The sequence below is a fragment of the Rhodococcus sp. 14C212 genome (assembly GCF_011058195.1).
GTDB classification, from domain to species: domain Bacteria; phylum Actinomycetota; class Actinomycetes; order Mycobacteriales; family Mycobacteriaceae; genus Rhodococcus; species Rhodococcus aetherivorans.
Map to the genome: position 1 here is coordinate 33032 of NZ_JAALEH010000018.1, position 24532 is coordinate 57563.

General features: G+C 68.7%; 24 protein-coding genes and 3 pseudogenes. 14 read left to right on the forward strand and 13 right to left on the reverse strand.

What is annotated here, in order from left to right; genetic code table 11:
* Positions 1–4: 4 nt before the first annotated feature.
* The 3 genes from G6038_RS11030 to G6038_RS11040 form a co-directional block, all read right to left on the reverse strand.
* Positions 5–1144 carry a 12-oxophytodienoate reductase gene (locus G6038_RS11030; protein ID WP_165037694.1) on the reverse strand — a complete coding sequence of 380 codons (1140 nt, stop codon included), beginning with the start codon at positions 1142–1144 and terminating at the stop codon, positions 5–7.
* Positions 1145–1358: 214 nt separating this feature from the next.
* The gene (locus G6038_RS11035) at positions 1359–2111 is read right to left on the reverse strand and encodes an SDR family NAD(P)-dependent oxidoreductase (RefSeq protein ID WP_165037695.1); all 753 of its coding nucleotides are present in this window, start codon (positions 2109–2111) and stop codon (positions 1359–1361) included.
* Positions 2112–2128: 17 nt separating this feature from the next.
* Positions 2129–3067, reverse strand: coding sequence for a 3-oxoacyl-ACP reductase (locus tag G6038_RS11040; protein WP_165037696.1), 939 nt, complete (start codon positions 3065–3067; stop codon positions 2129–2131).
* Positions 3068–3344: 277 nt separating this feature from the next.
* Between G6038_RS11040 and G6038_RS11045 the strand changes: the two genes are divergently transcribed.
* Entirely contained in the window at positions 3345–4967 is a 1623-nt protein-coding gene (locus G6038_RS11045; RefSeq protein ID WP_165037697.1) for an acyl-CoA synthetase, read from the forward strand.
* A 65-nt stretch (positions 4968–5032) separates the two neighbouring features.
* On the opposite strand, the gene G6038_RS11050 is transcribed toward G6038_RS11045, so the two are convergent.
* Together G6038_RS11050 and G6038_RS11055 are read right to left on the reverse strand one after the other, a co-directional pair.
* Entirely contained in the window at positions 5033–5527 is a 495-nt protein-coding gene (locus G6038_RS11050) for a nuclear transport factor 2 family protein (RefSeq protein WP_165037698.1), read from the reverse strand.
* Positions 5524–6423: an LLM class F420-dependent oxidoreductase gene (locus tag G6038_RS11055; RefSeq protein WP_165037699.1), complete on the reverse strand. Its 900-nt coding sequence runs from the start codon at positions 6421–6423 to the stop codon at positions 5524–5526. Before G6038_RS11055 ends, G6038_RS11050 begins: the two co-directional genes overlap by 4 nt.
* Before the next feature lie 249 nt (positions 6424–6672).
* On the opposite strand from G6038_RS11055, the gene G6038_RS11060 reads away from it, so the two are divergent.
* From G6038_RS11060 to G6038_RS11070, 3 genes are all read left to right on the forward strand, one after another.
* Entirely contained in the window at positions 6673–7566 is an 894-nt protein-coding gene (locus G6038_RS11060; RefSeq protein WP_165037700.1) for an IclR family transcriptional regulator, read from the forward strand.
* Between the two features lie 229 nt (positions 7567–7795).
* The gene (locus G6038_RS11065) at positions 7796–8095 is read left to right on the forward strand and encodes a hypothetical protein (RefSeq protein ID WP_165037701.1); all 300 of its coding nucleotides are present in this window, start codon (positions 7796–7798) and stop codon (positions 8093–8095) included.
* 76 nt (positions 8096–8171) lie between these two features.
* Positions 8172–8381, forward strand: coding sequence for a hypothetical protein (locus G6038_RS11070; RefSeq protein WP_165037702.1), 210 nt, complete (start codon positions 8172–8174; stop codon positions 8379–8381).
* A gap of 864 nt (positions 8382–9245) precedes the next feature.
* Here the strand turns inward: G6038_RS11070 and G6038_RS11075 are convergent.
* From G6038_RS11075 to G6038_RS11085, 3 genes are read right to left on the reverse strand one after another with little or no spacing between them, the layout of a single operon-like run.
* Complete coding sequence (locus tag G6038_RS11075; protein ID WP_165037703.1) at positions 9246–10268, reverse strand: NADP-dependent oxidoreductase; 1023 nt, start codon at positions 10266–10268, stop codon at positions 9246–9248.
* Positions 10265–11125, reverse strand: a complete 861-nt coding sequence (locus G6038_RS11080) for an alpha/beta hydrolase (RefSeq protein WP_165037704.1) — start codon at positions 11123–11125, stop codon at positions 10265–10267. Before G6038_RS11080 ends, G6038_RS11075 begins: the two co-directional genes overlap by 4 nt.
* 16 nt (positions 11126–11141) lie before the next feature.
* The gene (locus G6038_RS11085; RefSeq protein WP_165037705.1) at positions 11142–11984 is read right to left on the reverse strand and encodes an alpha/beta hydrolase; all 843 of its coding nucleotides are present in this window, start codon (positions 11982–11984) and stop codon (positions 11142–11144) included.
* Positions 11985–12147: 163 nt separating this feature from the next.
* On the opposite strand from G6038_RS11085, the gene G6038_RS11090 reads away from it, so the two are divergent.
* Positions 12148–12756, forward strand: coding sequence for a TetR/AcrR family transcriptional regulator (locus G6038_RS11090; protein WP_165037706.1), 609 nt, complete (start codon positions 12148–12150; stop codon positions 12754–12756).
* Positions 12757–12980: 224 nt separating this feature from the next.
* Here G6038_RS11090 and G6038_RS31270 read toward each other — a convergent pair.
* Both G6038_RS31270 and G6038_RS11095 read right to left on the reverse strand, forming a co-directional pair.
* Positions 12981–13250: pseudogene (locus G6038_RS31270) on the reverse strand (exoribonuclease II); the annotation flags it as partial.
* Positions 13251–13337: 87 nt separating this feature from the next.
* Positions 13338–13865 (reverse strand): flavin reductase family protein, encoded by a 528-nt coding sequence (locus tag G6038_RS11095; RefSeq protein ID WP_165037707.1) that lies wholly within the window; start codon positions 13863–13865, stop codon positions 13338–13340.
* A 247-nt stretch (positions 13866–14112) separates the two neighbouring features.
* Here G6038_RS11095 and G6038_RS11100 point away from each other — a divergent pair, with 247 nt between their 5' ends.
* The 7 genes and pseudogenes from G6038_RS11100 to G6038_RS11130 all read left to right on the forward strand — a co-directional run.
* Positions 14113–14979 carry an alpha/beta fold hydrolase gene (locus tag G6038_RS11100; protein ID WP_165037708.1) on the forward strand — a complete coding sequence of 289 codons (867 nt, stop codon included), beginning with the start codon at positions 14113–14115 and terminating at the stop codon, positions 14977–14979.
* Positions 14980–15095: 116 nt separating this feature from the next.
* Positions 15096–15881 carry a 2-keto-4-pentenoate hydratase gene (locus G6038_RS11105; protein WP_165037709.1) on the forward strand — a complete coding sequence of 262 codons (786 nt, stop codon included), beginning with the start codon at positions 15096–15098 and terminating at the stop codon, positions 15879–15881.
* 11 nt (positions 15882–15892) lie between these two features.
* Positions 15893–16795, forward strand: coding sequence for an acetaldehyde dehydrogenase (acetylating) (locus G6038_RS11110; RefSeq protein ID WP_165037710.1), 903 nt, complete (start codon positions 15893–15895; stop codon positions 16793–16795).
* A 39-nt stretch (positions 16796–16834) separates the two neighbouring features.
* Positions 16835–17857: a 4-hydroxy-2-oxovalerate aldolase gene (gene dmpG, locus G6038_RS11115; RefSeq protein ID WP_119700044.1), complete on the forward strand. Its 1023-nt coding sequence runs from the start codon at positions 16835–16837 to the stop codon at positions 17855–17857.
* A gap of 31 nt (positions 17858–17888) precedes the next feature.
* Positions 17889–19067 (forward strand): acyl-CoA dehydrogenase family protein, encoded by a 1179-nt coding sequence (locus G6038_RS11120; RefSeq protein ID WP_165037711.1) that lies wholly within the window; start codon positions 17889–17891, stop codon positions 19065–19067.
* A 34-nt stretch (positions 19068–19101) separates the two neighbouring features.
* A complete protein-coding gene (gene bphC / locus G6038_RS11125) occupies positions 19102–20013 on the forward strand; it encodes a biphenyl-2,3-diol 1,2-dioxygenase (protein ID WP_165037712.1) in 912 nt (303 codons plus the stop codon).
* A gap of 288 nt (positions 20014–20301) precedes the next feature.
* A pseudogene (locus G6038_RS11130) lies at positions 20302–20505 on the forward strand (phosphatidylinositol mannoside acyltransferase); the annotation flags it as partial.
* Here the strand turns inward: G6038_RS11130 and G6038_RS31275 are convergent.
* A pseudogene (locus G6038_RS31275) lies at positions 20505–20782 on the reverse strand (deaminase); the annotation flags it as partial. The pseudogenes G6038_RS11130 and G6038_RS31275 overlap by 1 nt on opposite strands.
* A 324-nt stretch (positions 20783–21106) precedes the next feature.
* Between G6038_RS31275 and G6038_RS11140 the strand changes: the two are divergent.
* Together G6038_RS11140 and G6038_RS11145 are read left to right on the forward strand one after the other, a co-directional pair.
* Positions 21107–22273: a tyrosine-type recombinase/integrase gene (locus G6038_RS11140; protein ID WP_165037714.1), complete on the forward strand. Its 1167-nt coding sequence runs from the start codon at positions 21107–21109 to the stop codon at positions 22271–22273.
* A gap of 5 nt (positions 22274–22278) precedes the next feature.
* Positions 22279–23295, forward strand: a complete 1017-nt coding sequence (locus G6038_RS11145) for a hypothetical protein (protein WP_165037715.1) — start codon at positions 22279–22281, stop codon at positions 23293–23295.
* Positions 23296–23380: 85 nt separating this feature from the next.
* Here the strand turns inward: G6038_RS11145 and G6038_RS11150 are convergent, their stop codons facing one another.
* Together G6038_RS11150 and G6038_RS11155 are read right to left on the reverse strand one after the other, a co-directional pair.
* Positions 23381–24004 carry a hypothetical protein gene (locus G6038_RS11150; RefSeq protein WP_165037716.1) on the reverse strand — a complete coding sequence of 208 codons (624 nt, stop codon included), beginning with the start codon at positions 24002–24004 and terminating at the stop codon, positions 23381–23383.
* A 114-nt stretch (positions 24005–24118) separates the two neighbouring features.
* Positions 24119–24511 carry a hypothetical protein gene (locus G6038_RS11155; RefSeq protein WP_165037717.1) on the reverse strand — a complete coding sequence of 131 codons (393 nt, stop codon included), beginning with the start codon at positions 24509–24511 and terminating at the stop codon, positions 24119–24121.
* Between the last annotated feature and the right edge of the window lie 21 nt (positions 24512–24532).

Consider the following 24532-nt stretch of genomic DNA (forward strand, 5'->3'; position numbering starts at 1 on the left):
CGGGTCAGGTCAGCGACGCTTCGTGGATCGCGCGGTCGAATTCGGGCAGCGGCCCCCCGGCCCGCAAGGTGGTCGCGAGGGCCGGGTCGGCTAGGTGCAGGCGGCCGACGGCGATCAGGTCGAATTCGCCGCTGTCGATCCGTCGTTCCACCTCGTGGACGTTGTCGTCGATCGGTGCCGAGCCGCTGATCCGGCTCTCCCGCAGCGACTTCCCGATGCCGACGCTGCCGACGGCCATGGTGGTCACGCCCGTCAGCTGCTTGGCCCAGCCGGCGAGCGAGAGGTCGCTGCCCTCGAAGGCAGGCGTGTCGAAACGCCGGATGCTCGCGTCGAGGATGTCGACGCCGGCCTCGACGAGGGCACCGAGGATCACCTTCAGCTCGTCGGGCGTCTCGGCGATGCGCGCGGTGTAGTTCTGCTGCTTGTGCTGCGAGAAGCGGAACACGATGGGCAGTGCGTCGCCGAGCTCGGCGCGGATGGCCGCCACGACAGCCGCGGGGAATCGGGTGCGCCGTTCGAGGTCGCCGCCCCACGCGTCGGTACGGGTGTTGGTGCCCTCCCACAGGAACGAGTCCAGCAGGTAGCCGTGCCCGCCGTGCAGGGCGATGCCGTCGAAACCGGCCTCTGCGGCGGCCGCGGCGGCGCGGGCGTAGGCCGAGATCACGTCGGCGATGTCCTGCTCGGTCATCGCCTCCGTCGGCCGGGTGGCCCATGCGACGTAGTCCTCCGGGTACGAGGTGACACCCGGGATGCCCCACGTGCCCGAGGGGCGCATCGGCTTCAGCGCGGGATCGACCGTGCTCATCGCACCCCACAGCGGTCCGACGTGCCACAACTGCGGGACGATCCGGCCACCGGCGTCGTGCACCTCGTCCACGACCCGGCGCCACCCCGCGAGCGCGTCGGCACCGTGCATACGCGGAACGCGCGGATTGTCCACGGCCGTCGGGTGATCGATGGCAACACCCTCGGTGACGATCAGGCCGGTCCCGCCCTCGGCCCGCCGCCGGTAGTAGGCGGCGACGTCCTCACCCGGCACACCGTCGATCGAGTACGACCGTGTCATCGGTGACATCACGATGCGGTTCGCCAGCTCGAGTGAACGCACACGGAGGGGGCGGAAGAGCGGGGAGGAGGAAGCCATGCGGTCGAAACCCTCTCTCGGCGGGACGGTACGGACGTGGCCTGCCGTGCGGCAGGCCGGGTATGGAAGCGGCCCGCCGGCCGGGTACGACACCGGCCGGCGGGCCTGTAGGACGCAGATTTCCACGCGGCGCCGCCGCTGTCGACGGGGTGTCCCACTCAGTGCGATGGAACCCGGCGCGATGGAACTCGGCGCGGTGAAAGTCGACGGCCGCTCAGCGCAGCTTGATGCTGCCGCCGTCGGCCATCAGCGTCTGCCCCGTCATGTACTTCGAGTCGTCGGACGCGAGGAACACCACCACCGGGGCGATGTCCGTCTCCGGGTCGCCGATGCGCTGCAACGGCACCTTCGCCGCCGCGGCGGCCGCCCGGTCGGGGAACGCGTGTTGCCAGGCCTGCACGCCCTCGGTCGCGGCGAACGGGCACACGACGTTGACGCGGATGCCGTCGGCGGCCCATTCGTTCGCGGCCACCCGGCTGACCGCCCGGATCGCCTCCTTCGCCGCCGCGTACGACGTCTGCGTCGGCATACCGTCGAGGGCGGATCCGGAGCCGAAATTGACGACGGACCCGCGAGCCTGCTTGAGCTGCGGGTAGCAGGCCTGCATGAGGTGCACGGTGGGGTAGAAGCCCGTGCCGAACGACAACTCGAACATCTCCGGGGTGTGCTCGAGCAACAATGCCTGGCGGGACGCGTGCGCATTGTTCACCAGGATGTCGACGCCGCCGAACGCCGCGACGGCGGCATCGCGGATCCGTTCCGCGCTTTCGCGCCGGGAGATGTCGGCCTGCAGGAACTTCGCCTCACCACCGGCACCGGTCAGCTCGGACTCGAGCGCACGGCCCCGGTCGTCGTCGACGTCGACGAACAGCACGCGGGCTCCCTCGCGGACGAACACCCGGGTCACCGCACGGCCGATCCCGCCCGCACCGCCGGTGACGACGGCCGTCTTCCCGCTCAGTTTCACGACGGTGTCCCTTCCACTCATGCGTCGACGGGGTCGCCCGTGGCGAGCGCGACCTTCTCCAGCTCGGCCACACTGTAGGCGGCGTAGGTCTCGTACGGGCCGCGACCGGAGAAGTAGGACGAGAGCTGGTCACCGAGCTCATCGACGGTGAACGCCGAGCCCGCGGCGTCGAAGCGGTGCTCGACCTTGGGAGCCTCCATCAGTGCGACCATCTTGCCGTACACGACGAAGACCTGGCCGTTGACCTCGTCGGAGGCGGGCGAGGCGAGGTACCGGACCAGGGTGGCCACCCGCTCGGGAGCGAGCGGGTCCAGGCCCGACGCGCCGGTATTGTTCTCGCCGAACGCGTCCGCCGTCATCGCAGTGCGTGCGCGCGGGCAGATGGCATTGGCCCGGACCCCGTACCGCGACAGGCCCTGGGCGGTGGACAGGGTCAGGGCGGTGATGCCGGCCTTGGCGGCCGAATAGTTGGGCTGTCCGGCCGAGCCGAACAGGAACGCCTCGGAGGAGGTGTTGATCACCCGGCCGTAGACCGGGCCGTTCGCCTCCTTCGAGGCCTGCCGCCAGTGCACGGCCGCGGCCCGGGACGTCGCCGCGTGGCCCTTGAGGTGTACCCGGATCACGTCGTCCCAGTCCGACTCGGACAGGTTGAAGATCATCTTGTCGCGCAGAATGCCGGCGTTGTTGACCAGGATGTCCATCGAGCCGAACTCGGTGACCGCGGTGCGGACGAGTTCCTCGCCGAGCGCCCAGTCGGAGACGTCGCCGGTGACGGCGACGGCGCGGCCTCCGGCGGCGCGGATCTCGTCGACGACGTCGTGGGCGGCGGCCCCCATGTCGTTGACGACGACGGCAGCGCCGGCGTCGGCGAGGGCGAGGGCTTCGGCACGGCCGAGGCCGGCGCCCGCTCCGGTGACGACGGCGGCACGGCCGTCGAGGGTCGGGTTCTGGGTCATGGGGGCTCCTTGTGTCGTGCGGGAGTGCGGAACGATGACAGAAAACTAGTATTCATTCTAGTACTTCCACAAGGGTGTTGTGCCGACCGCAGCGTGCCGGGCTGGAAACGGGCTTCCAAGTCCCCGTCGGCGCTTGCGCCCTCGTACTCGGTTCCGTCCCCGCCCGGCCGTTGATCCCGGAACAGGAATATGTTCTACTGAGCCCGCTGTGATCCGCGGCACACGCGACGATCGCGTGGTGCGCGTCCTCGCCCCACGAACCCCGGAAGGACCCGCGATGTCTTTGAACCTGGCCGATCTCACCGAGGCCGTCGTCGATGCGATACCCGACCGGACGGCCCTGATCTGCGGGGACGAGTCCCGGACGTACGCCGAACTCGACGCGCGCGCCAACCGCGCCGCGCACCACCTCGCCCGCATCGGGGTGGCGGCAGGCGACCATGTGGGCCTGCACATGCGCAACAGTCTCCAATTCCTCGAGGTCCTGTTGGGCTGCTTGAAGATTCGCGCGGTACCCGTGAACATCAACTTCCGCTACGTGGGTGCCGAGCTCGTGCACCTCTACACCGATGCGGATCTCGTGGCGCTCGTGATCGACGACGAGTTCGCCGACGTCGCGGCGCAGGCCGTGCCGCACACCTCACGGCTGCGGCACATCGCCGTCGTCGGAAGCGCGGAGACTGCGGCACTCGACCGGGCCGCGGCAGGTGTCGGCGCGACCGTGGCGCGGTACGCGGAGGCGGTGGAAAGCGCCTCGGCCGAACGGGATTTCGGTGCCCGCAGCGGTGACGACCGGTACATCCTCTACACCGGCGGCACGACGGGCATGCCCAAGGGCGTGATGTGGCGGCACGAGGACTTCTACTTCGCGGCGCTGGCCGGCGGCAACCCCTACGGCGAACCGCACCGCAGCGCTGCCGATCTCGCCGCGACCGCCGCGGCCAACGAGCACCCGATGTCCTATCTGGTCACGGCGCCGCTCATGCACGGGGCCGCGATGTACTCGGTGCTGATGGGGCTGTTCACGGGTGCGAAGCAGGTGCTGAGGCGCTCGTTCGAGCCGGTGGAGGCGCTGCGCCTGATCGACCGGCACCGGATCGCGATCGTGATGGTGGTCGGCGACGCCATCAGCCGGCCGCTGGCCGACGCGGTCGCCGCACGCGGCAAGGAGTTCGACCTGAGTTCCCTGCTGGTCATCGGCTCCGGCGGGGCACTGTGGTCGGCGAGTGTGCGCGCGCAACTGGCGGAACTGCTGCCGAACGTCTACCTGCGCAACTCGTTCGGATCGTCGGAGTCGGGCGCGACCGGCACCCTCGACGTCGGCTCGGACGGCCGTCCCCGGATCTCCCCGTCACCGACGTTGCGGGTGGTCGACACGGATCTGTCCGAGGTCGAGCCCGGCTCGGAGACCGTCGGCTACCTCGCTCGCATCGGCTACGTCCCGCTCGGTTACTACAACGACCCGGACAAGTCCGCGGCGACGTTCCCCGAGCGCGACGGCGTGCGCATGTGCCTGCTCGGTGACCTGGCCACCGTGGACCCGGACGGCTCGATCGTGGTGCTCGGCCGCGGCTCGGCGTGCATCAACACCGGCGGGGAGAAGGTGTACGCGGAGGAGGTCGAGGAGGCAGTCAAGAGTCATCCGTCCGTCCTCGACGCGGTGGTGGCGGGAATCCCGGATCCGCTCCTGGGCGAGCGGGTCTCGGTGGCGGTCCAGTTCCGGCCCGGCGTGGAAGCGCCCTCGGCTGTGGAACTGGCCGATCACTGCCGGACCCTGATCGCCGGGTACAAGATCCCGAAGACGATCGTGCCGGTTCCCGAGGTGCTGCGTTCGCCCGCAGGGAAGGCGGACTACCGGTGGGCGAAGGCGACGCTGGAGAACGCGACCGTCGACGTCTGACGCCGTCGGACACGGAACGGCCCGCCCCACGTCCGGGGCGGGCCGTTCGCGGTGTTCGGGGCCGGTCAGCGACCGGCGCGGGCGAGCAGCTCGCGCGACTCGTCGCGGCCGTCGAGCACCCGGGCGGTGCGCCTGCTGATCCGCCACCGGCCGTCGTTCTTGACGAGTTCGAAGCGGTTGGCGGTCACGCGCCAGACCCGGAAGCCGTTCTCGTCGTGACGCAGGAGCTGCGAATGGCAGGTGGCCACGGCCGTGTCACCCTCGACCCGGATGTGCACGGGATCGAGGAGGTGGCCGCATCCTTCGTGGATGTAGTCCTGGTGCGGCCGGGTGCGTACCATCTCCATGATCTCCTTGCGGCCGTTCATGGTGCGCATGTCGACGTCGTATACGGCGTCCTCGGTCCACAGTTCGCCCACCGCGTCGGCGTCGCCGGCGTCGACGGCCGGGCCGTAGGCGGTGACCACCTCCTGGACGGCGATCTTGTCCTCGAGGAGCTGCACGCGGACGAGGAGGGACTGGACGAGTTCTGCGGTGTCGGTCTCTGCGGTGTCGGTCATGGGGTCTCCTGTTCGGATGGTTCGGCCGGGGCGAAGTCCAGCCCCAGGTCGGTGCCGAGTGCCCGCAGGCACTCGAGTTGCTCGCAGTAGTGCTCGACGCCCGTCGCGGCGACGGTCGCCCCCACCACGGTGGCGCCGGCGTCGCGACGTCGTTCCAGGGACCGGACGGTGCGCTCGGGCGCGCCCAGCGGGTCGAGGGGCGCACCGGTGTCGAGGACGACGTCGAAGCCCTCCGGGAGGTCCACCCGGCCCAGCATCGCGGTCAGGTCCGGCAGGGGCAGTCCGAACGGCACCCAGCCGTCGCCGTGGGTGGCGGCGCGGCGCAGCGAACGCAGCGTGCGGCCGCCGATCCACAGCGGGACGCGGGGTTGGACGGCGTGCGGCTCGATGAGCAGGTTCTGGAATTCGTAATAGGACCCGTGGTACTCCGGCAGGCGTTGCGACAGCGCGGCGCGCAATGCGGCCAGGGCGTCGTCGGCGCGGGCGCCCCGGTCGTCGAAGGGGGCGCCGAGGAGGTCGAACTCTTCGCGCAGGCTGCCCACCCCGAGGCCGAGGACCAGCCGGCCACCGCTGAGGACGTCGAGGGTGCCGTAGCGCTTGGCGATCTCGAGCGGGTGGTGGTAGCCCAGGACGAGCACCTGGGTGGCGAGCCGGATGCGCTGCGTCCGGGCGGCGAGATAACTCAGCGTGGCCAGGGGATCCCAGTAGGTGCCGCCGCGGGTGGCCGCGACGTCCACCGGGACGGCCACGTGTTCACTGCAGGTCAGATGGTGGAAGCCCAGCCGATCGGCGGTCCGGGCCACCCGGACGAGGTCGCCGGCGCCGGCGGTGCGTTCCCACGGTGAGTGCACGCCGGGGTGCTGGACCACGACGGGGCTGACGATTCCGATGCGCATGCGAGCCTCTCCGCTGCCGGGACTGGGAGGGTGTCGGTTCGTTGTACCGGAGGGCATCGGTCCGCCGCGGCCGAAGTTCCGATCAGCGGGATCCGGGTCGATCGCGGCCGCGAGGCGCGTCAGGGTTGCAGGATGGGAATTTCGAGCCGCCGATCACTACAGGTGGCGAGAGTGAGCTGATACACTTTCAGAATTCATTTCAGTTTTACCGCTCCCGACCCTGGGAGCAGAAGTATCGGGAGGCCGCAGATGGCAGTCGTCGAAGCAACGGAACCGACAGCTACCTCCACCCCGCGGCGCGATGTGCCGCCGTCGATGGTCGAACGGATGACACTCATCCTCGACGCGTTCGAGGGTCGGTCCTCGCGTCTGACGCTGGAGGAGGTGGCCTGCCGCACCCGGCTGCCCCGCTCGACCGTGCACCGCATCCTCGATCAGCTCGTCAAGCTGAACTGGGTCGACCACGCCTCCTTCGGCTACTGCCTGGGCCGGCGGGCGCTCGGTCTCGGGGGCGGGGACGGTGGCCACGGGGAGATCCGGGCGTCGGCGGCGCCGCTCCTGCACGAGCTGCACATGCAGACCGGCATGGTCGTCCACCTCGCCGTCCTCGACGGCGGCGAGAGCGTCTACCTCGACAAGGTCGGCGGCCGGTTCGCCGCGGCGCTGCCCTCGCGGGTCGGGGGCCGGGCACCGGCGTACACCACCGCCGGCGGCAAGGCGATGCTCGCCTGGCTCGAGCCCGAGCACGTGGACGACCTGTACGAGCGGCGCCTGACCCGCCGCACCGAGCACACCATCGGCGATCTCGCGACCCTGCACCAGGAACTCAGCCGGATCCGGCAGCGGCGCGGTCTGTCGTTCGAGCGCAGCGAGTCCGTACGCGGCGTTGCGTGCGTCGCCGTCGCTGTGCGCGGGCACGACGGCCCGGTCGCCGCGATCTCGCTGTGCGGCGACGCCCGTACCGTGCAGCTCGAGCGGGTCGCGCCCCTCGTGGTGGACGCCGCCCGGGAGGTCTCCCGCAGCCTCTACCCGGAACTCGGTGCCCCGCGCCGGGGCCGCCGGGCACCCGAACCGCCCGAGAGCACGTGGTCCCCGGACGCGATGGACCGGTTGCTGTCGGTCCAGAGCGGTCAGTGGCTCTGAGGGACTTGTTCGAGGTCTCATGCCGCGAGTTGGTTGCGGTGGTGGGCTTCGTGCCGGTCTCGTCCTGAGGGTCCCGCTTCGACGCGTGCCGCGTCGGTGCCCTACGGACCCCTCGGTCCGTCCCGGCCCGAGAACAGTGCCCGAGGTGAGTGCCCGAGTCGGGTGTCCGCCACCGGTTGCGGTGGGATACTGGACGAGGGGTGACGGTTCCCGACGGAGGAGTTCTGCGATGACCGAGGGCGACCACCGTGAGCATGCAGGCCACGACCACACCCACGGCGAAGGCTGCGGGCACGTGGCCGTCCCGCACGGCGACCACATCGACTACGTGCACGACGGGCATCTGCACCGGGCCCACGACGGGCATGTCGACGAGTGCGAGCCCACCGAGCACCACGTCCACGAAGGCCACGACCACACCCACGGCGTGGGTTGCGGGCATGTGGCCGTTCCGCACGGCGACCACATGGACTACATCCACGAGGGGCACCGGCACGCCGCGCACGAGGGGCACTACGACGACCACTGACCGGCAGGACCCGCCCCGGGGCGCAACCGACCCCCGCATCCGGGACTTCTGTGAGCGCAATCTGCGCTGGAGATGGGTGCTGCTGGGCGGGATCTGCAGCATCGGGGCACTGCTGGGGGTCACGCCGATCCGTGTCGCGGTGGTCGGCGCCTGGCTGATCCTGCTGGGTATAGCGGTGTTCTCTTTGCTCCACCGGCCGATCGGAGCGCCGGTGGCCTCGTTCGGCCTCGGAGTGTTGACGCCGGCCGCCGTTCCGACGGGGCTGGATCTGCTCGACTCGCTGTGAGCTCCACCCCAGGGGTCGCGGTACCCGGCCCGATACTCCTGTTCTCCGATACCTTCGGTCGAAACGACTGCCGGCAGTGGGCCTGTCGATCGCCCGCACCGAAGCAGAGCCGAAGGCGCGGCGTGCTGCTGTGGGGTCCGATTCGACAGTACGAGCTACCGGGACCGGTTCGGACTGTGATTGTCCGTCCGGACTCGAGTCGGACGACGTGGTCGGCCGCTGTAACGACTCCTCGGCAGCGTGCCACACCGGTGACAGCGGTATCCCGTTGAGCTGTTTGTTCGTCGAGAATCTCGCGGGTCCGTCGTCGACCTGCCGAATCCAGTCCTGCGGTCGGTTCGTCACGAAGCAGGATATTTGTGTCCTGCTGTGGATTCGACAGTCGCACCCGTTCTGACACCGACTTCCCGCCGGGTGGGTCCGGGCGGGAAGGCAGTCCCCACTCCAACTTCGTGCCCTTCTCGGCCGAGGATCCTGGACAAGTCGGTGAGAATCCATCACCGACACCATCGCGAGAATCCGCAGGTCCCAGTCATCTCGGAGTGACAGATCGAGCGAGAACCTACACCTGTCTTCGGTAGAGCTCCGTTCCCGGTCGGCTTCCGGATTTCATGTCGTATGCAGAGTCTTCGGCATCGATCACGGCTTGTCCGGAATGTTGGTGGTCTGATTCGAGGGATGGAAGCGCCCATCAGCGACGGCGTCAGGGCGACGTGCACAGTCCGAGTCCCCGACAGACGACATTGCGACCCGGCCTCGGTGTCGATCAGGGTCTCGGACCAACAGGTGAGCGGGCAGAACTGTTGGTGTTCAGCATCCAGATCATGAACATGCACGCCTCCGTACCGAAGTTCCCATGGCAAGTCATTCGGAGATCCGTTCCGCTTCCTCGCGCCTGACGGCGATGACTGTTTTGCCGCGGGTGCCGCCTGAACCCAGGGATGCGAGGGCTTCAGCGGTGTCGACGAACGGGAAGACACGGTCCACGATCGGACGAAGCGCTCCACTGTCGAAGAGTCGTGCCAGTTCGGTGAGTTGTTCGCCGTCCGCACGGACGAACAGGAACTCATAGTGAACGCCTGCGCGTCGAGCATGGCGGCGGACCTTCGCGCTCAGCGTGGTAATCGCGATCCGTACGAGTGGATTTGCCCGGATCTCGCGCGCAAACGCCGGGTCTGGAGGTCCCGCGATACCGATCACTTTTCCGCCTGGTTTGAGAACCGCCATCGATTTCTCGAGATTCTCGCCCCCGAGGCTGTCCAGCACCAGATCGTAGCCGCCGAGCACGTCGGCGAAGTTCTCACTGCGGTAGTCGATGACGGTGTCGGCTCCCAGTGCGCGGACGAACTCGGCGTTGGGGCCGCTGACTGTGGTGGCAACAGTTGCGCCTAGATGTTTGGCGAGCTGGATGGCGATCGATCCGACGCCCCCGGAGCCGGCGTGGATCAACACCTTGTGGCCGGGCGCGACGTGCCCTCGTTCGACGAGTGCCTGCCACGCGGTCAGCGCGACCAGCGGAACTGCTCCTGCTTCGTTCATAGTCAACGACTTCGGCCGCAAAGCCACGTTGTCTTCGGCGATCGCAATCCGCTCGGCAAAGGCACCGATTCGTTCCTTGCCGGGGTGGGCAAAGATCTCGTCGCCGGGCCGGAACTTCGTGACGTGTGCGCCGACGGCGATGACGATGCCGGCGACATCGCTGCCCAGGGTCAGTGGCAGCTCCTGGGGGAGTAGCAATTTGAACTCACCTAGCCGGACCCTTTCGTCGATCGGGTTGACACCGGCAGCGTGCACCTGCACCAAGACCTCATGCGGTCCGATCTCGGGTTCGGCGACGTCGGTTTGCCGTAGTGGGCTCTTGTACCTGTCGATGACGAATGCCTTCATCGGTCACCTTCCGTTGTGATCGAGGCCTCGGCGAGAAACGCGAGCGCTTCGGGGACGAACGTGCGGTATTGCTGGAATACGCCTCCGTGACCGGAGTCGGGATAGATGGTGAGTTTCGAGTTGGGCAGTCTTTCGGCCAGATCTGCAGAGTGCTCACTGGCCACCATCAGATCGTTGTCACCGTTGGCCACGAACACCGGTTGGGAGATGACCGACAGGTCATCAGGTGCGTGTTTGCCCGACTGGACAATGGCTTTGAGTTGTGCGCGTCGGGCCTGCAGCGAAATCTTCTTGTCTCGGTTGCTCGTGCGCTCACCGAGGCGGGTCAGATACTCCGCTGCGGCCCGCCTACCTTCAGCGGTGCGCGGGAAGAACAGAAAGTTGCGGGCATCGCTGCGGGTCAGCGCGGCTTTGGCGTAGGCGAGGCCGACGATTCTGGTCATTCGGTCGATACCACCGCCACCGCGGGGGCCGGTCCCGGTCAAGATCATGCGCCGCACCAGTTCTGGTTCCTGTAAGGCCACCATCTGTGCCACACCGCCGCCCAGGGAGAAGCCGAAGAGGTCGACCTTCGCCAGGCCCAACGCTCGGATGAAGGCGATGGCGTCCTGGGCCATCCGCTCGATATCGGCAGGCACCTTCGATCCGGTGCCTCCGACTCCCCGGTTGTCGAAGGCGATCACCCGGTGCTGTGCGGCGATGCCTTCGACAACCCGAGGATCCCAGTCGTCGAGCACCGCGGTGAAGTGGTGCAGAAACACCACAGGAATGCCGTCTTCCGGGCCGATTTCGCGATAGACGAACTCGACCCCGTCGACGTCGACGCTCTTGGTCGGCGCGTCTTTCCATGTAGTCATCGTGTTGTTGCCGTCCTCATCCTTCGATTGAAAAGCGTGATCGTCGGTTCGACAGGAACTCCAACGCCTCGGGTACGAACCGTTCGTGGGCTTGGAAGATCCCGCCGTGCCCGGCGTCGGAGTAGATCCGCAGCGTCGCATCGGGCATCCGACGCGCAAGGTCATAGGAGTTGGAGGTGGGAACCATCCGGTCATCCTCGCCGTTGGCGACAAACACCGGCCGACCGATCCGTCCCAGATCGGTCGGTGCCTGAGCGCCCCAGGCATGGATCGCACGTAGCTGCGTGCGCAACGCGGTCAACGACACCGGCTTGTCACGATCCGCGGTGCGCTCGTTGATCCGGTTGATGAACGCTCGGCCCTGAGCCTTGCCGTGGGGGGTGCGCGTGAAGAAGAGGTTCTGCTTGGGATCTTTGCGCGTAAGGATCGCGGTCAACGTGTCGATGTAGGTCACCCTGGCCACGTGGACGATTCCCTTGCCCCCGGCCGGACCGGTGCCGGCGAGGACGAGTTTTCCGACCAGCTCGGGATGTTCCTCGGCAATGACCTGCGCGAGGAACCCGCCCAGCGAGAATCCGAACAGGTCGACCTTCGTCAGGCCCAGCGCCACGATGAAAGCAACCGCATCGCGCGCCATCTCCTGCACCGTCTCCGGAACCCTGCCTCCCGACGCGCCAATCCCTTTGTTGTCAAAGACAATAACTCGATGCGCGGCGGCGAACCCGTCGACGATACGCGGGTCCCAGTTGTCGAGGTTGGCACCCAGATGATTCAAGAAGACCACCGGTACGCCGGCCGCCGGCCCGTAGGCACGATAGGCGAAGCTGACCCCGCCCACCGTGACGGACTCCGTTGGCACCGTCGCCCACGACAACGGTTTACCGCCGCTCGTCCGTTCTGCGCGGCCGCCGCGGTGTGGGCCCGAGTCAGACAATGGTCCTCCAAACCTACGTACACCGATCGGTGTACTCCAAGCGTAGGCGACCGCTGCGCAGATGTAAACCGATCGGTATACTGAGGGTGTGACGACCAGATCCGCAGCAGACACCGGCAGTCACCGTCGACGCGGTGGCCGTGGTGCGCGCGAACGCATCCTTGCCGCGGCCGCCGAGCTGTTCTACGTCGAAGGCATCAACGCGACCGGCGTCGAACTGATCGCAACGAAGGCAGAAGTCTCGAAACGGACCCTGTACAAGCATTTTCCCAGCAAGACCGTGTTGGTGGAGCGATACCTCGAGCAGGCCGGGCTCTTCCTTCCCGACCCTGCAAACAGCGGCAAGGACACCGACGGTCCCCGCGCGCGCCTGATCGCCCTGTTCGAGATCCCCGAATACGGCGGCAGCCACATGCGTGGATGTCCATTTCACAACGCGGCAGTCGAGGCGGCCGGGACGATGCCCGAGGTCGAGAACATGGTCCACGAACACAAGCGGACGTTCATCGCAGCGATCACCGAGCTGTGCCGCGAATTCGGAGCCGCAGAACCGGCTCTGCTCGGCAATCAGCTCGCTCTGCTCTACGAGGGTGCGGCAGCACTGTCCACATCACTCGACGACCCAACGCCGTGGACATACGCAAGAGAAACCGCACAAATACTGCTGGACCACCCACCGACAACCGTCGCACCGTAATCGGACGCCGGCCCGCAACCGGCCCGGTCCTCGCCGCTCCTATGGATCGGAATCCCACGTGACCACAAGTCACGAAGGCGACCGCGTCGACTCATGGTGAAGCGTCGACGAAGAACCGCCTGTACCGGAAGTTCTGGGAGACGCTCCTGGAGCGGATCAAGGTCGACCATCCCGACTGGACACAGGCTCGAACCAGCGGGGCACCAAGATGCAACACATCCCTGGGACTCAGCGGCGTGGCGCTCTCCATGGCCTGATCGCAGCGGATGCCCCGGGTCGGACAGGATGCCGGGCACCTCCGTGTGATCGACCGCCACGCACCGGCCCGCCGGGATCTCTCCACGACCGACGACCGCATCAACGAGATCACCGCCGGCGGTGAGGGTGCCGGTGACCCGCAGGCTCGTGCGCCGGGACTCGGAGGCCAGGGTGGCAGCCTACTCGGCGGACTCGCCAAGCATTGGAATCGTGCGGCTGCGTGCGTGCCGGGTGGCCGTGCCGCCGGAGTGGACTTGCCGAACCGACACATCATGAACAACGTGATGCGGATCCGCGGCAGCGACCGTTGTCGCGGGGCGCGGTCAGACCACCGGCGCCGGGCTGTCGATCCCGAACCGGCCCCGGAAGAACAGCATCGGCCGCTCCTCGCACACGGTGTCCAGCTCGAGCACCCGGCCGATGATCACGTCATGGTCGCCGGCGACGTGGACGTCGTGCACCTGAGCGTGCACGCGCATCAGCACGTCCGGCAGTGTCGGCGTCCCCCACCGGGAGACCTCCCAGTCGAGTCCCTCGTACCTGCGGCCCCGGCTCGAGCCGAATCGCGCGCACAGGTCGGACTGGTCCTCGCGGAGTACGTTGACGCAGAACCGCCCTGTCGCACGGATCCGGGGCCAGGCACGGCCGCGGTGGTCGGCGCAGAACAGGATCAGCGGCGGCTCGAGCGACACCGAGGCGAACGACTGGCACGCGAACCCGACGGGTCCCTCGTCGTCCAGTCCCGTCACCACGGTCACGCCGGTGGCGAACTGTCCCATCACCCGGCGCATCTCTTCCGGGCTGGGCGCGTCGGCTGTCGATGGTGCGAGGGTCGTCGTCTCGAGGGGCATGAGTCCACCTCCGGGTTGTGGGGACGGATCGGCGTGATCACGCCGTGGTCGATGGGCTCGACGCTAGGACAGGGCCGGTGCGGTCCGAACCGGCATCCCGCTGAGCGGACGCGGCCGGCAGCGCCCCCGGCGCCGGATCGGCGATCTCGCTGAACGGGATGGTGTATGGCCGTGGTCGACCTGGGCTGGCAGCCTGCGGTTCGAATGGGCGGTGCGCCCGGCACCACGGCGACGAACAGGGACGACGATGACGGATGTGAGCTACGAGGGGACCCTGAAGGAACTCTCCACCGATCAGGGCGTGCTGCGCTACCACGAGGCCGGCGACGGCCCGCCGCTGCTCCTGCTGCACGGCTCCGGCCCGGGGGTGACCGGCTGGCGCAACTACCGCGGTGTCCTCGCCGACTTCGCGCGGCACTTCCGCTGCCTCGTGCTCGAGTTCCCCGGTTTCGGCGTGAGCGACCCCGGCGACGGGCACCCGATGATGATGGCGCAGGGCGCCGTCGGCACCTTCCTCGACGGTCTCGGGCTCGGCGCCGTGGACATGATCGGCAACTCCATGGGCGGGATCGTCGCCACCAAGGTCGCCATCGACGAGCCGCACCGGGTGCGCAGGCTCGTCACCATCGGCGGCATGGGCAAGAACGTCTTCGCGCCGGGCCCGGGCGAGGGCATCAAGCTGCTGATGGAGTTCACCGACAACCCTACCCGCGAGGGGCTCGTCCGCTGGCTCCACTCCATGGTCTACGACCCGGCCGTCGTCACCGATCAGCTCGTCGAGGAGCGCTGGGCGCTCGCCACCGAACCGAAGACCCTCGAGATCGCCCGCCGGATGTACAGCTCCCAGGCGTTCGCGGCCGGCGCCGCGGCCGCGGCGGCGTCGAACGCGACCCCGTACTGGGCGCAGCTGCACAAGATCAAGGCGCCCACCCTGTTGACGTGGGGCCGCGACGACCGGGTCAGCCCCGTCGACATGGCGATGCTGCCCATGCGCGACATCCCGAACAGCGAGCTGCACACGTTCCCGAAGTGCGGGCACTGGACGATGATCGAAGCCCGCGACGCGTGGCTGTCGGCGGTCCTCGCGTTCCTGCTGCGCGACGACCGCAGCTAGTCCACGATCCCGCTGAGCGGGAGGGCTTTCCTCGTCCCACCTGCGCATATGCCACCTTCGAGACAACCGATCGGCGCGACGACGCGCGGATCATCGACCAGTTCCAGGAGTGCACGATGCTCGACGGTTCCCGGCGACTCGCCGCCGCCGATCTTCTGTGGGCCGCCGAGCGCGACCGCGCCGCGATCGCCCCGCTGACGGAGACCTTTCCCGACATCGACGTGGTGGATTCGTACGAGATCCAGTTGATCAACATCCGCCGCCGGCTCGAGGCGGGCGCCACGGTGTACGGCCACAAGGTCGGCCTGTCGTCCGAGGTCATGCAGAAGATGATGGGCGTGGACGAGCCCGACTACGGGCATCTGCTCTCGACGATGGTGTACGCCGAGGACGAGCCGATCGACACGGCCCAGTTCTGCTACCCGCGCATCGAGGTCGAGATCGGCTACGTCCTCGGCGAGACCCTGCCCGGTGCGAACTGCACCGAGGAGGACGTGCTTCGGGCGACCGAGTACATCGTCCCGAGCATCGAACTCATCGACTCGCGCATCGTGGACTGGCGGATCGGGTTGGCGGACACGATCGCCGACAACGCCTCGTCCGCGGGAGTGATCCTCGGGGCGGGCCGCATCGAACCGGACCAGGTCGACATCGGTGCGATCTCGGCGGTGCTGTACCGGGGCGACGAGGAGATCGCGCGCGGCGAGGCGGCGGCGGTGCTCGGCGACCCGACCCGCGCCGTGGCGTGGCTGGCCCGCAAGGTCGCCGGTTTCGGGGTGCGGCTCGAGGCCGGGCACGTGATCCTGCCCGGCTCGTGCACCCGCGCGATTGACGCCCGGCCGGGCGACACCTTCCGGGCCGAATTCAGCGACATCGGCTCCGTCTCAGTCGAATTCAAGTGAGGAACAGACCTGTGACCAAGGCTACCGCCGCGATCGTCGGGCCCGGCAACATCGGCACCGACCTGATGTACAAACTGCTGCGCTCGGACGTCATCGAGCCGCGCTGGATGATCGGCGTCGACCCCGCCAGCGAGGGTCTGACCCGGGCGGCCGCCGAGGGCCTGGTCGCGAGCCACGAAGGCGTGGACTGGCTGCTCGCCCAGGACGAGCGCCCCGACGTGATCTTCGAGGCCACTTCGGCCTACGTGCACCGGGCGAATGCGCCCCGCTACGCCGAGCTCGGCATCCAGGTCGTCGACCTCACCCCGGCCGCCCTCGGACCTGCCGTCGTGCCCGCCGTGAACATGGGCGAGCACGAGGACGCACCGAACGTCAACCTCATCACCTGCGGTGGTCAGGCCACGATCCCGATGGTGCACGCCGTCTCCCGCGTCACCGAGGTGGAGTACGCCGAGATTGTCGCGAGCGTCGCCTCCCCGTCGGCCGGTCCCGGCACCCGCGCCAACATCGACGAGTTCACCATCACCACCAGCCGCGGCATCGAGACGATCGGCGGTGCCCGCACGGGCAAGGCCATCATCATCCTCAACCCCGCCGAACCGCCGATGCTCATGCGCGACACCGTGTTCTGCTCGATCCCCGAGGACGCCGACCGGGACGCGATCGCCGCGTCGATCCACGACGTGGCCGCCACCGTGCAGGGCTACGTCCCCGGCTACCGCCTGCGCGCCGAGCCGCAGTTCGACGACCCCACCCCGATGAGCGGTGGACGTGCCCGCGTGGCGATCTTCCTCGAGGTCGAGGGCGCCGGCGACTTCCTGCCGCCGTACTCGGGCAATCTCGACATCATGACCGCGGCCGCCACGAAGGTCGGCGAGAGCTTCGCGGCCAAGCTGCTCGCCGCCCGCGTGTAGACCCCCACCGCCGACCGTACTTTCGAAGGAACACAGTCGATGCCCTACAGCGCAGATCTCGACATCCGGATCACGGACTCGTCGTTGCGTGACGGCTCCCATGCCAAGCGTCACCAGTTCACCGTCGAGGACGTGCGCTCGATCGTCGGTGCACTCGACGCCGCCGGTGTGCCCGTCATCGAGGTCACCCACGGCGACGGCCTCGGCGGCTCGTCGTTCAACTACGGCTTCAGCCGCACCCCCGAGCAGGAGCTCATCAAGGCGGCCGTCGAGACCGCGACGCAGGCGAAGATCGCGTTCCTGATGCTGCCGGGGCTCGGCGTCCGCTCGGACATCCGCGAGGCCGCCGACAACGGCGCGTCGATCTGCCGGATCGCCACGCACTGCACCGAGGCCGACATCTCCGCCCAGCACTTCGGGCTGGCCCGCGAGCTCGGTCTCGAGACCGTCGGATTCCTGATGATGTCGCACAGCCAGCCGCCCGAGGTGCTCGCGAAGCAGGCGCGCATCATGGCCGACGCCGGCTGCCAGTGCGTGTACGTCGTCGACTCGGCCGGCGCCCTCGTCCTCGAGGGAGTCTCCGACCGGGTCGCGGCTCTCGTCGCCGAGCTCGGCGACGACGCGCAGGTCGGTTTCCACGGGCACGAGAACATGGGGCTCGGCGTGGCCAACTCGGTGCTCGCGGTGCGTGCCGGCGCACTACAGATCGACGGCTCCACCCGCCGGTTCGGTGCCGGCGCGGGCAACACCCCCGTCGAGGCGTTCGTCGCCGTCGCCGAGAAGCTCGGTATCCGAACGGGTATCGACACCCTGAAGATCATCGACGCCGCCGAGGACGTGGTGCGGCCGATCATGGACGGTGAGTGCCTCCTGGACCGGATGTCGCTGACAATGGGGTACGCCGGTGTGTACTCGAGTTTCCTCAAGCACGCCGCCACGCACGCCGAGCGGTACGGGGTCTCCGGTGCGGAGATCCTCATCGAGGCCGGACGACGCAACCTCGTCGGCGGCCAGGAAGACCAGCTGATCGAGATCGCCGTCGGTCTCGCCGCCCAGAAGTAGACCTCCGGGTCTTGAGAGAGAGCTGACAGTCATGGGCCAGGTTTTGGACAACATCATCCAGTACGCGGACGAGATCCGCGCCGAGGGCGCCGAGGGCGACAAGCTCATGCGCCTGACGGACAACAACGCCAAGCGGTTGCGCGACGCCGGTGTCATCCGCATGCTGCAGCCGAAGGAGCACGGCGGCCTCGAGGTCCACCCGCGCGAGTTCGCCGAGACCGCGATGGCGATCGGCGCGATGGACGGCGCCACCGGATGGGTCGCCGGCATCGTCGGCGTGCATCCGTGGGAACTCACGTTCTTCGATCCGAAGGCTCAGCAAGAGATCTGGGGCGAGGATCCCGACATGTGGATGGCCTCCCCGTACGCCCCGATGGGCGTCGCGGTTCCGGTCGACGGTGGCTACATCCTCAACGGCCGCTGGTCGTTCTCCTCCGGCACCGACCACTGCGGCTGGATCATGATCGGCGCTGCGGTGGGCGACAAGGACGGCAACCGGCTGAACCCGCCGCAGGTCCTGCACGTGCTGCTGCCGCGCTCGGACTACGACATCGACCAGGACAGCTGGAACGTCGTGGGCCTGCGCGGCACCGGCTCGAAGGACCTGATCGTCGAGGACGCCTTCATCCCCACCTACCGCACCCTCGACGCCGACATCGTCCTCAGCGGCAACGGGTGGCGGCACGCGGGTCGCGACGAGACCCTCTACAAGTTCCCGTTCTCGTGCATCTTCCCGCTGGGCATCACCTCGTCGCTGATCGGCATGGCCGAGGGCGCGCTCGCGTGCTACATCGCGGCCCAGAAGGAGCGCGTCGCGGTCACCGGTATTCCGATCAAGGAGGACCCGTACGTCCTCTATGCCCTCGGTGAGGCGGCCGCCGAGATCGCCGCGTCGCGCGCCGCGATCCTCGAGACCGTCGATCGCTTCTGGGACAAGACCGACAAGGGCGAGGAGGTCACATTCGAGGAGCGCGCGATCGGCCGCCGCACCCAGACCGCCGCCGCGTGGCGGGCCGTGCGCGCTGTCGACGAGATCTTCGCCCGCGCCGGTGGTGGCGCGATGCACCTGAAGTTCCCGATGCAGCGTTTCTGGCGCGACGCGCACGTCGGTCTGTCGCACGCGATCCACGTCCCCGGCTCGATCTTCCATGCGTCGTCGCTGACCCAGCTCGGCGGCGAGCCGCAGGGCGTCCACCGCTCGATGATCTAGCCTGCCCCGCCGAACTTTTCAGGATGGAAGAGAAATGACGGACATTCGAGCACTCGGATACCTCCGGATCCAGACCACCGACGTCGCGCGCTGGCGCGAGCTCGTCGTCGACGGACTCGGCATGGCCGTGGGTTCCGGCCCGGAGGCGGACGGCCTCTACCTGCGAGTGGACGAGCGGCGCGCACGCCTGATCGTCCTGCCCGGCAAATCGGACAAGGCGCTCGCCGTCGGCTGGGAGGTGCGCGATCAGTTCGCCCTCCAGCGTGTCCGCGAGACCGTGGAGAAGGCGGGGGTCACCGTCGACGTCCTTTCGCAGGAGGAGTGCGACTACCGCGATGCCGAGCAGGTCATCGCGTTCGACGACCCGATCGGCACCCGCGTCGAGGTGTTCTTCGGTCCGGTGCTCGATCACAGCCCGGTGGTCACTCCGCACGCCGGCCGGTGGGTCACCGGCGAGCAGGGCCTCGGCCACGTCGTGCTGCCCGCCACCGACTTCGACGCGGCCTACGCCTTCTACACCGAGGTGCTCGGCTTCCTGCCGCGTGGCGCGATCCGCCTCCAGGCGCCCGGCCCGGCGCGGCGCGTGCGCTTCCTCGGGGTGAACCAGCGCCACCACAGCCTGGCGCTGTGCCCGGCGCCGCCGACCGAGGAACCCGGCCTCGTGCACCTGATGACGGAGGTCGACACCCTCGACGCCGTCGGGCAGGCACTCGACCGGGTGCGCAAGCTCGGCTTCTCCATCTCCTCGACGCTGGGCCGGCACACGAACGACAAGATGGTCTCGTTCTACGTGCGCGCCCCCGGCGGCTGGGACCTCGAGTTCGGCACCGAGGGCATGCTCGTGGACGAAACCTATTACACGGCCGAGGAGATCACCGCCGACAGCTACTGGGGCCACGACTGGTCCGGGTCCGAGCCGTTGGCGGCGTTCAGCCCGAAGTCCTAGCTCGCAGAGGGAACACGACGAAGGCCCGGCCGGGGATCACCCCCGGCCGGGTCTTCGTGCTTCTCGCCCAGGGAGTTGTGCTCCGTGGTCCGCTGGCGCGTGGATCAGGAGGGGCGCGGGCGGTCATGTCCGGTGGAGAAGAGAGCCCCGGAGCGCACACGGAAGGGGCTGGATCGGAGGCCGGGTTCTGCGTCTCGCTGGTCGGACACGTCGAAGAGCGTGTTGTCTACTCACGTGGGGATCTGTGCGGGACAGCGTGCGAGATTCGGCGGCGGCCGGAGGTGGGCGATGAATCCGACGGTGCGAGCACTCGATCTCGGTGACGCGGCGGGGTGGCGGGTGGTGCGCGCACTGCCGCAGCGGTCGGTGAAGCGCATGTTCGAGGTCGCCGCCGACGGCGCGGGCCGCCGTGGTGGGCCGATTCAGTTGCGGCGCAACCTGGCCCGGGTGCTGTCCACGACCGCCGCGCAGGTGCCCGACGAGCTGGTGCGCACGTACTTGGGGGCGCGGTTGAAGAGCGTGGCGATCGCGTTGTCCGCGCCGCCGTCCTGGTGCGGCCAAAAGGCGGCGAAGATGTCGTAGGTCCGGCGGCCGGGCAACGGGGCGTCGGTGCCTTCGTAGGCGGCCCCGATCTGCTCGCCGGTGACGTCGTCGAGGAGGGGTGCCTGCCATCCGCCGAAGTCGAATCCTTCCGGGTCTTCGTCGGGGCCGCGGGTGCCTGTCCAACAAGGTCGAGGGTGGCGAACAGTTCGATATGGATCAGTCCCATGCCGTAGCTTCCGGTCGAGTGGTGTCGCGGCCGTAGGGGGTAGACCTGCTGGCGTCGGTGGACTCACCGCTGCCACGACATCGAGTTTCGTGGGTGTTGACCGGTCTTACGACAGCGACTCGCTCGTACGGAACCGCCCGTCACCCGAACGCGTTGGAATCCTGTCGGGCAGAAGGGGGTGCGGCCGTCGGTCCGACGCTTCGATCGCAGAACATCATAGGGCGTGCAAATTCCCATTTACGCAGCGATCTGCGCGAACCCCGAGGTGAGCACACTTTCGGGTTGCGGGGACGGTGTCGGGGCCGTCCGGTACCGTGCCCACCCGTGGACGATGAGACGGACGACGCGGAGAACGGGCAGATCGTGGTGCCCGGGACCCCTTCCGGGCCCGCAGTGCCGGGTCTGGCGCCGGGCGCGGCGGCGCGGATCGCGGAGTCGGTGGCGTCGGCGCGGGCGGCCGGGACCCGCCGCACCTACGCCTCGGCGTGGCGGGCCTTCACCACCTGGTGCACCAATGAGGGCCACACCGCGCTGCCGGCGCATCCGGTCACCGTCGCCGCCTACCTGGTCGCCTGCGCCGACACCGTCACCGAGGCGGGGGAGCGGGCCTACGCCCTGGCCACCCTGGCGCACCGCCTGGCCGCGATCGCCCACCACCACCGCCAGACTGGGCACCCCAGTCCGACCGGGGACGATCTGGTCCGCCAGGCGATGTCCGGGATTCGCCGGGGCTACGCCACCACGGGCGAGCGGCCCCGCAGCCCGCGGGCGCCGCTGCTCACCGCCGACATCGTCGCGATCGTCGACAAGGCCCGCGCCGACTGCGAGAACTGGGCCGACGAAGTGGTGGAACGCCGCGACACCGCCCTCCTCCTGTTGGGGTTCGCCGGGGCGTTCCGCCGCAGCGAACTCGTCGCCCTCACCTGCAGCGACGTCGCGCTGCACCGGCTCGACGGCCTGCACATCAAACTCCGGAAATCGAAGACCGACCAGGAGGGCCGCGGCACCGTCCGCGCCCTGCCGTTCACCGCGTCGCACACCAGTTGTCCGCCGTGCGCGTGGATGCGGTGGGCCCAGATCGTCGCCGCCCACGACACCGGCGGCCGCCCCGCCGTCATCCGGCTGCTCCGCATTGCCGAGCCGTTCGCGGCGCACGTGTGCCGCGGCCCCCGCCCCCGCACCACCTCGGGGGCGCCGTTGCTGCGCGCGATCCGCCGCAACGGCAACCTCTCGACCACTGCGCTCTCGGGGGCGGCAGTCCATGCGGCGATCCGCCGCCGCGCCGCACTCGCCGGCTACGACTCCGAGATCGTGGCGCAGTTGGGTGGGCATTCGCTGCGCGCCGGGTTCGTCACCCAGGCCTTCCGCAACGGCGCGAGCGCGCACGCCATCATGCGCCAGACCGGACACACCACCCCCGCCATGCTCGAGGTCTACGCCCGCGAACACGCCCCGCTGCTCGGGAACGCTGTCACCAACCTGGGTCTCTGAACGCCATGAGCACCTCGACCGAGCGACTCGGTGATTCTTCGGGAACGACAGCGGGCCTGCGGATCCCGCCGCGGTATCGGCACGACTGGGCCCTGTTCACCGACTGGTGCACCGCCACCGACCACCTCGCGCTCCCCACGACCCCGGAGGCACTCGCGCTGTTCCTGCACGAGCACCCCGCCGCCCCCGCCACGCAGCGCCGCCGGGTCTCGGCGATCAACACCGTCCACACCGGTCGCGGCCACCCGCCGCCCGGCCGCAGCGAAACCGTCCGCCGCCGCCTCGATGCCGCCCGCGCCGCCCGCCTCGACCGCCTCGCCCCGCTCCTACTGCGCAGGGCAACGGAGCTGCCGGCCACCGGCTGGCCGAGCGGGCTGTTCGGCCGCCGCGACGCCCTCCTGCTGACCCTGGCCGCCACCGGGATGCCGTTCGCCCAGCTGGCCCGGCTGCGCCGCGGCGACATCCACCTCGATGCCGGCACCCTCGTTGCCACCACGACCGACGGGGAAGGGTTCTGCCTGGCAGCGGAGTCCGCCGGTGAGAGCGCGGCGGTGGCGGTGTATGGCAGGTGGGCGGAGGTCCAGGCGTTCCTCGATCGGTACCCGAACACCGACCTGCTCGCCCAGCACCTGACCGATCCGGTCGACGTGGACCAGGGCGTGCTCACCGACCGGCAGGCCCGGCAACCCCTGCTGACCCCGATCGACCGCTGGGGACACCTGCCGCTGATGCCGCAACCGATGACCGCGCAATCCGTCGCTGCGATCGTGCGAGACCATCTGTCCGGTCGGGTGCGGGCCCGTGCGCCGCTGCCGCTGCGTAAGCAGAGCGACCGCAACGAGGGGCTGACCGCGTGGATCGAGTCGGAGATCGATCTCGATCCGCACTACTACGAACGGGGTGTCGCTGCCCGCCGCCACGCCCGCGACAGCCTGGACGATCTCGGCGACCTCTTCGACGAGATCGAAGCCCGCGCTGACACCCTGCTCGAGGAACTGCTCACCGTGCTAGAGGAGCTGTAGGCGTTCTGCTCTCCTGGGAGCGGTGCGTACTGTCCAAGAATTCAGACACAGCCACCACGAAGATGCTGCCACTGGGGCTCCCTCGTCAATTGAGAGTCAGACGGCAGTATTCGTCGGTGTTTCCCGCTTCTTTGCATGCCTGCCAGTCGAGCTGGCCTTGCACCCAAGGCGAGGGGGACCGGGGCGATGAATTCGTGTCCGGTCGGGTTGCGCCGGAAGGGTATCGGCAGGTGGTGCCGTCGCACACCGGCGTGTTGGCGGCCACTTCGTCTGCCAGGACCTGGTCATGGATCGACTGACAGTAGTCTGAATACCCGGTCACCGTGCCGTCGGACCAGTACGTGACGATCGGTCCCAACCCCAGCTGGCAGTCGACGATGTAGGGCTCCTCGACCACCACCGGTTCGTCGGCCACGGGCTCGACCACCATCGGTTCCTCCGCCACGGTCTCGGTGGCGGTAGGGGTGATCTCCGCAGAAGTCGAATCCGGGACGGAAGACGCGGTCGTCGAACTGGCCGCCGCGTTCGTCGTCGACACCGGTACCGCGGACGGAGCAGGTGTGGTGGCGGCAGGGGAGCTGGAATCACCGTCCCCGCAACCGGACACGACAAGTGCGATCGCAAGGATCGGCAGCAAACGCAGTGTTTTCACCCCCGCAATACCGCCCCGGCCTCCGGTTTCGTTACCGAGGCGGGGATACGCCCGCACGGGCCGGCACCTCACCGTGAGCGGCACCGCCGGCATGTCCCGCCTCGGTAGAACCGGAGGGACTGGTGATGTCGGACGCCCCGGTCCGAGGAATCGGGGCGTCCGACGAATCGATCAGCTGCTTCCGAAGCGCGGCGGCGGCGGGGGCAGGAGCTTGCCGGCCAGATCCCCGGTCCACGTGAAGTCCTCGAGTCCGATGTGCACGGTCAGGGTGGCCGGATTGAGCTGCGACTTGTCCACCTCGTACGCGTAGTCGAGGGTGACCGAAGTGTGGGGGGCTACGACCCCGGAGAAGAACGCATCCGACTGCGAGTAGTCGACGTCGGCGCGATAGCCGCGCGCACCGTAGGTCAGGGTCGGCGTCGAGATGGAGTATCCCTCGAGCGCATTGTCACCGGGGGTGAAGGTGATGCCCAAGACGGTGAGGTTCGGGGCGGTCGCGTACTCGGTGAGGGCGATGGTGCCGTCCCCACTGCCACGGATCACGGTGCCGAAAGGCTGGATCACCGGAGCCGGTGACGCTGCGGC

Coding starts and splice junctions, on each gene's coding strand:
- G6038_RS11030 (WP_165037694.1), bottom strand. CDS start 1,144: ATGGCTTCCTCCTCCCCGCTCTTCCGCCCCCTCCGTGTGCGTTCACTC.
- G6038_RS11040 (WP_165037696.1), bottom strand. CDS start 3,067: ATGACCCAGAACCCGACCCTCGACGGCCGTGCCGCCGTCGTCACCGGA.
- G6038_RS11045 (WP_165037697.1), top strand. CDS start 3,345: ATGTCTTTGAACCTGGCCGATCTCACCGAGGCCGTCGTCGATGCGATA.
- G6038_RS11050 (WP_165037698.1), bottom strand. CDS start 5,527: ATGACCGACACCGCAGAGACCGACACCGCAGAACTCGTCCAGTCCCTC.
- G6038_RS11055 (WP_165037699.1), bottom strand. CDS start 6,423: ATGCGCATCGGAATCGTCAGCCCCGTCGTGGTCCAGCACCCCGGCGTG.
- G6038_RS11060 (WP_165037700.1), top strand. CDS start 6,673: ATGGCAGTCGTCGAAGCAACGGAACCGACAGCTACCTCCACCCCGCGG.
- G6038_RS11065 (WP_165037701.1), top strand. CDS start 7,796: ATGACCGAGGGCGACCACCGTGAGCATGCAGGCCACGACCACACCCAC.
- G6038_RS11075 (WP_165037703.1), bottom strand. CDS start 10,268: ATGAAGGCATTCGTCATCGACAGGTACAAGAGCCCACTACGGCAAACC.
- G6038_RS11080 (WP_165037704.1), bottom strand. CDS start 11,125: ATGACTACATGGAAAGACGCGCCGACCAAGAGCGTCGACGTCGACGGG.
- G6038_RS11095 (WP_165037707.1), bottom strand. CDS start 13,865: ATGCCCCTCGAGACGACGACCCTCGCACCATCGACAGCCGACGCGCCC.
- G6038_RS11100 (WP_165037708.1), top strand. CDS start 14,113: ATGACGGATGTGAGCTACGAGGGGACCCTGAAGGAACTCTCCACCGAT.
- G6038_RS11105 (WP_165037709.1), top strand. CDS start 15,096: ATGCTCGACGGTTCCCGGCGACTCGCCGCCGCCGATCTTCTGTGGGCC.
- dmpG (WP_119700044.1), top strand. CDS start 16,835: ATGCCCTACAGCGCAGATCTCGACATCCGGATCACGGACTCGTCGTTG.
- G6038_RS11120 (WP_165037711.1), top strand. CDS start 17,889: ATGGGCCAGGTTTTGGACAACATCATCCAGTACGCGGACGAGATCCGC.
- bphC (WP_165037712.1), top strand. CDS start 19,102: ATGACGGACATTCGAGCACTCGGATACCTCCGGATCCAGACCACCGAC.
- G6038_RS11145 (WP_165037715.1), top strand. CDS start 22,279: ATGAGCACCTCGACCGAGCGACTCGGTGATTCTTCGGGAACGACAGCG.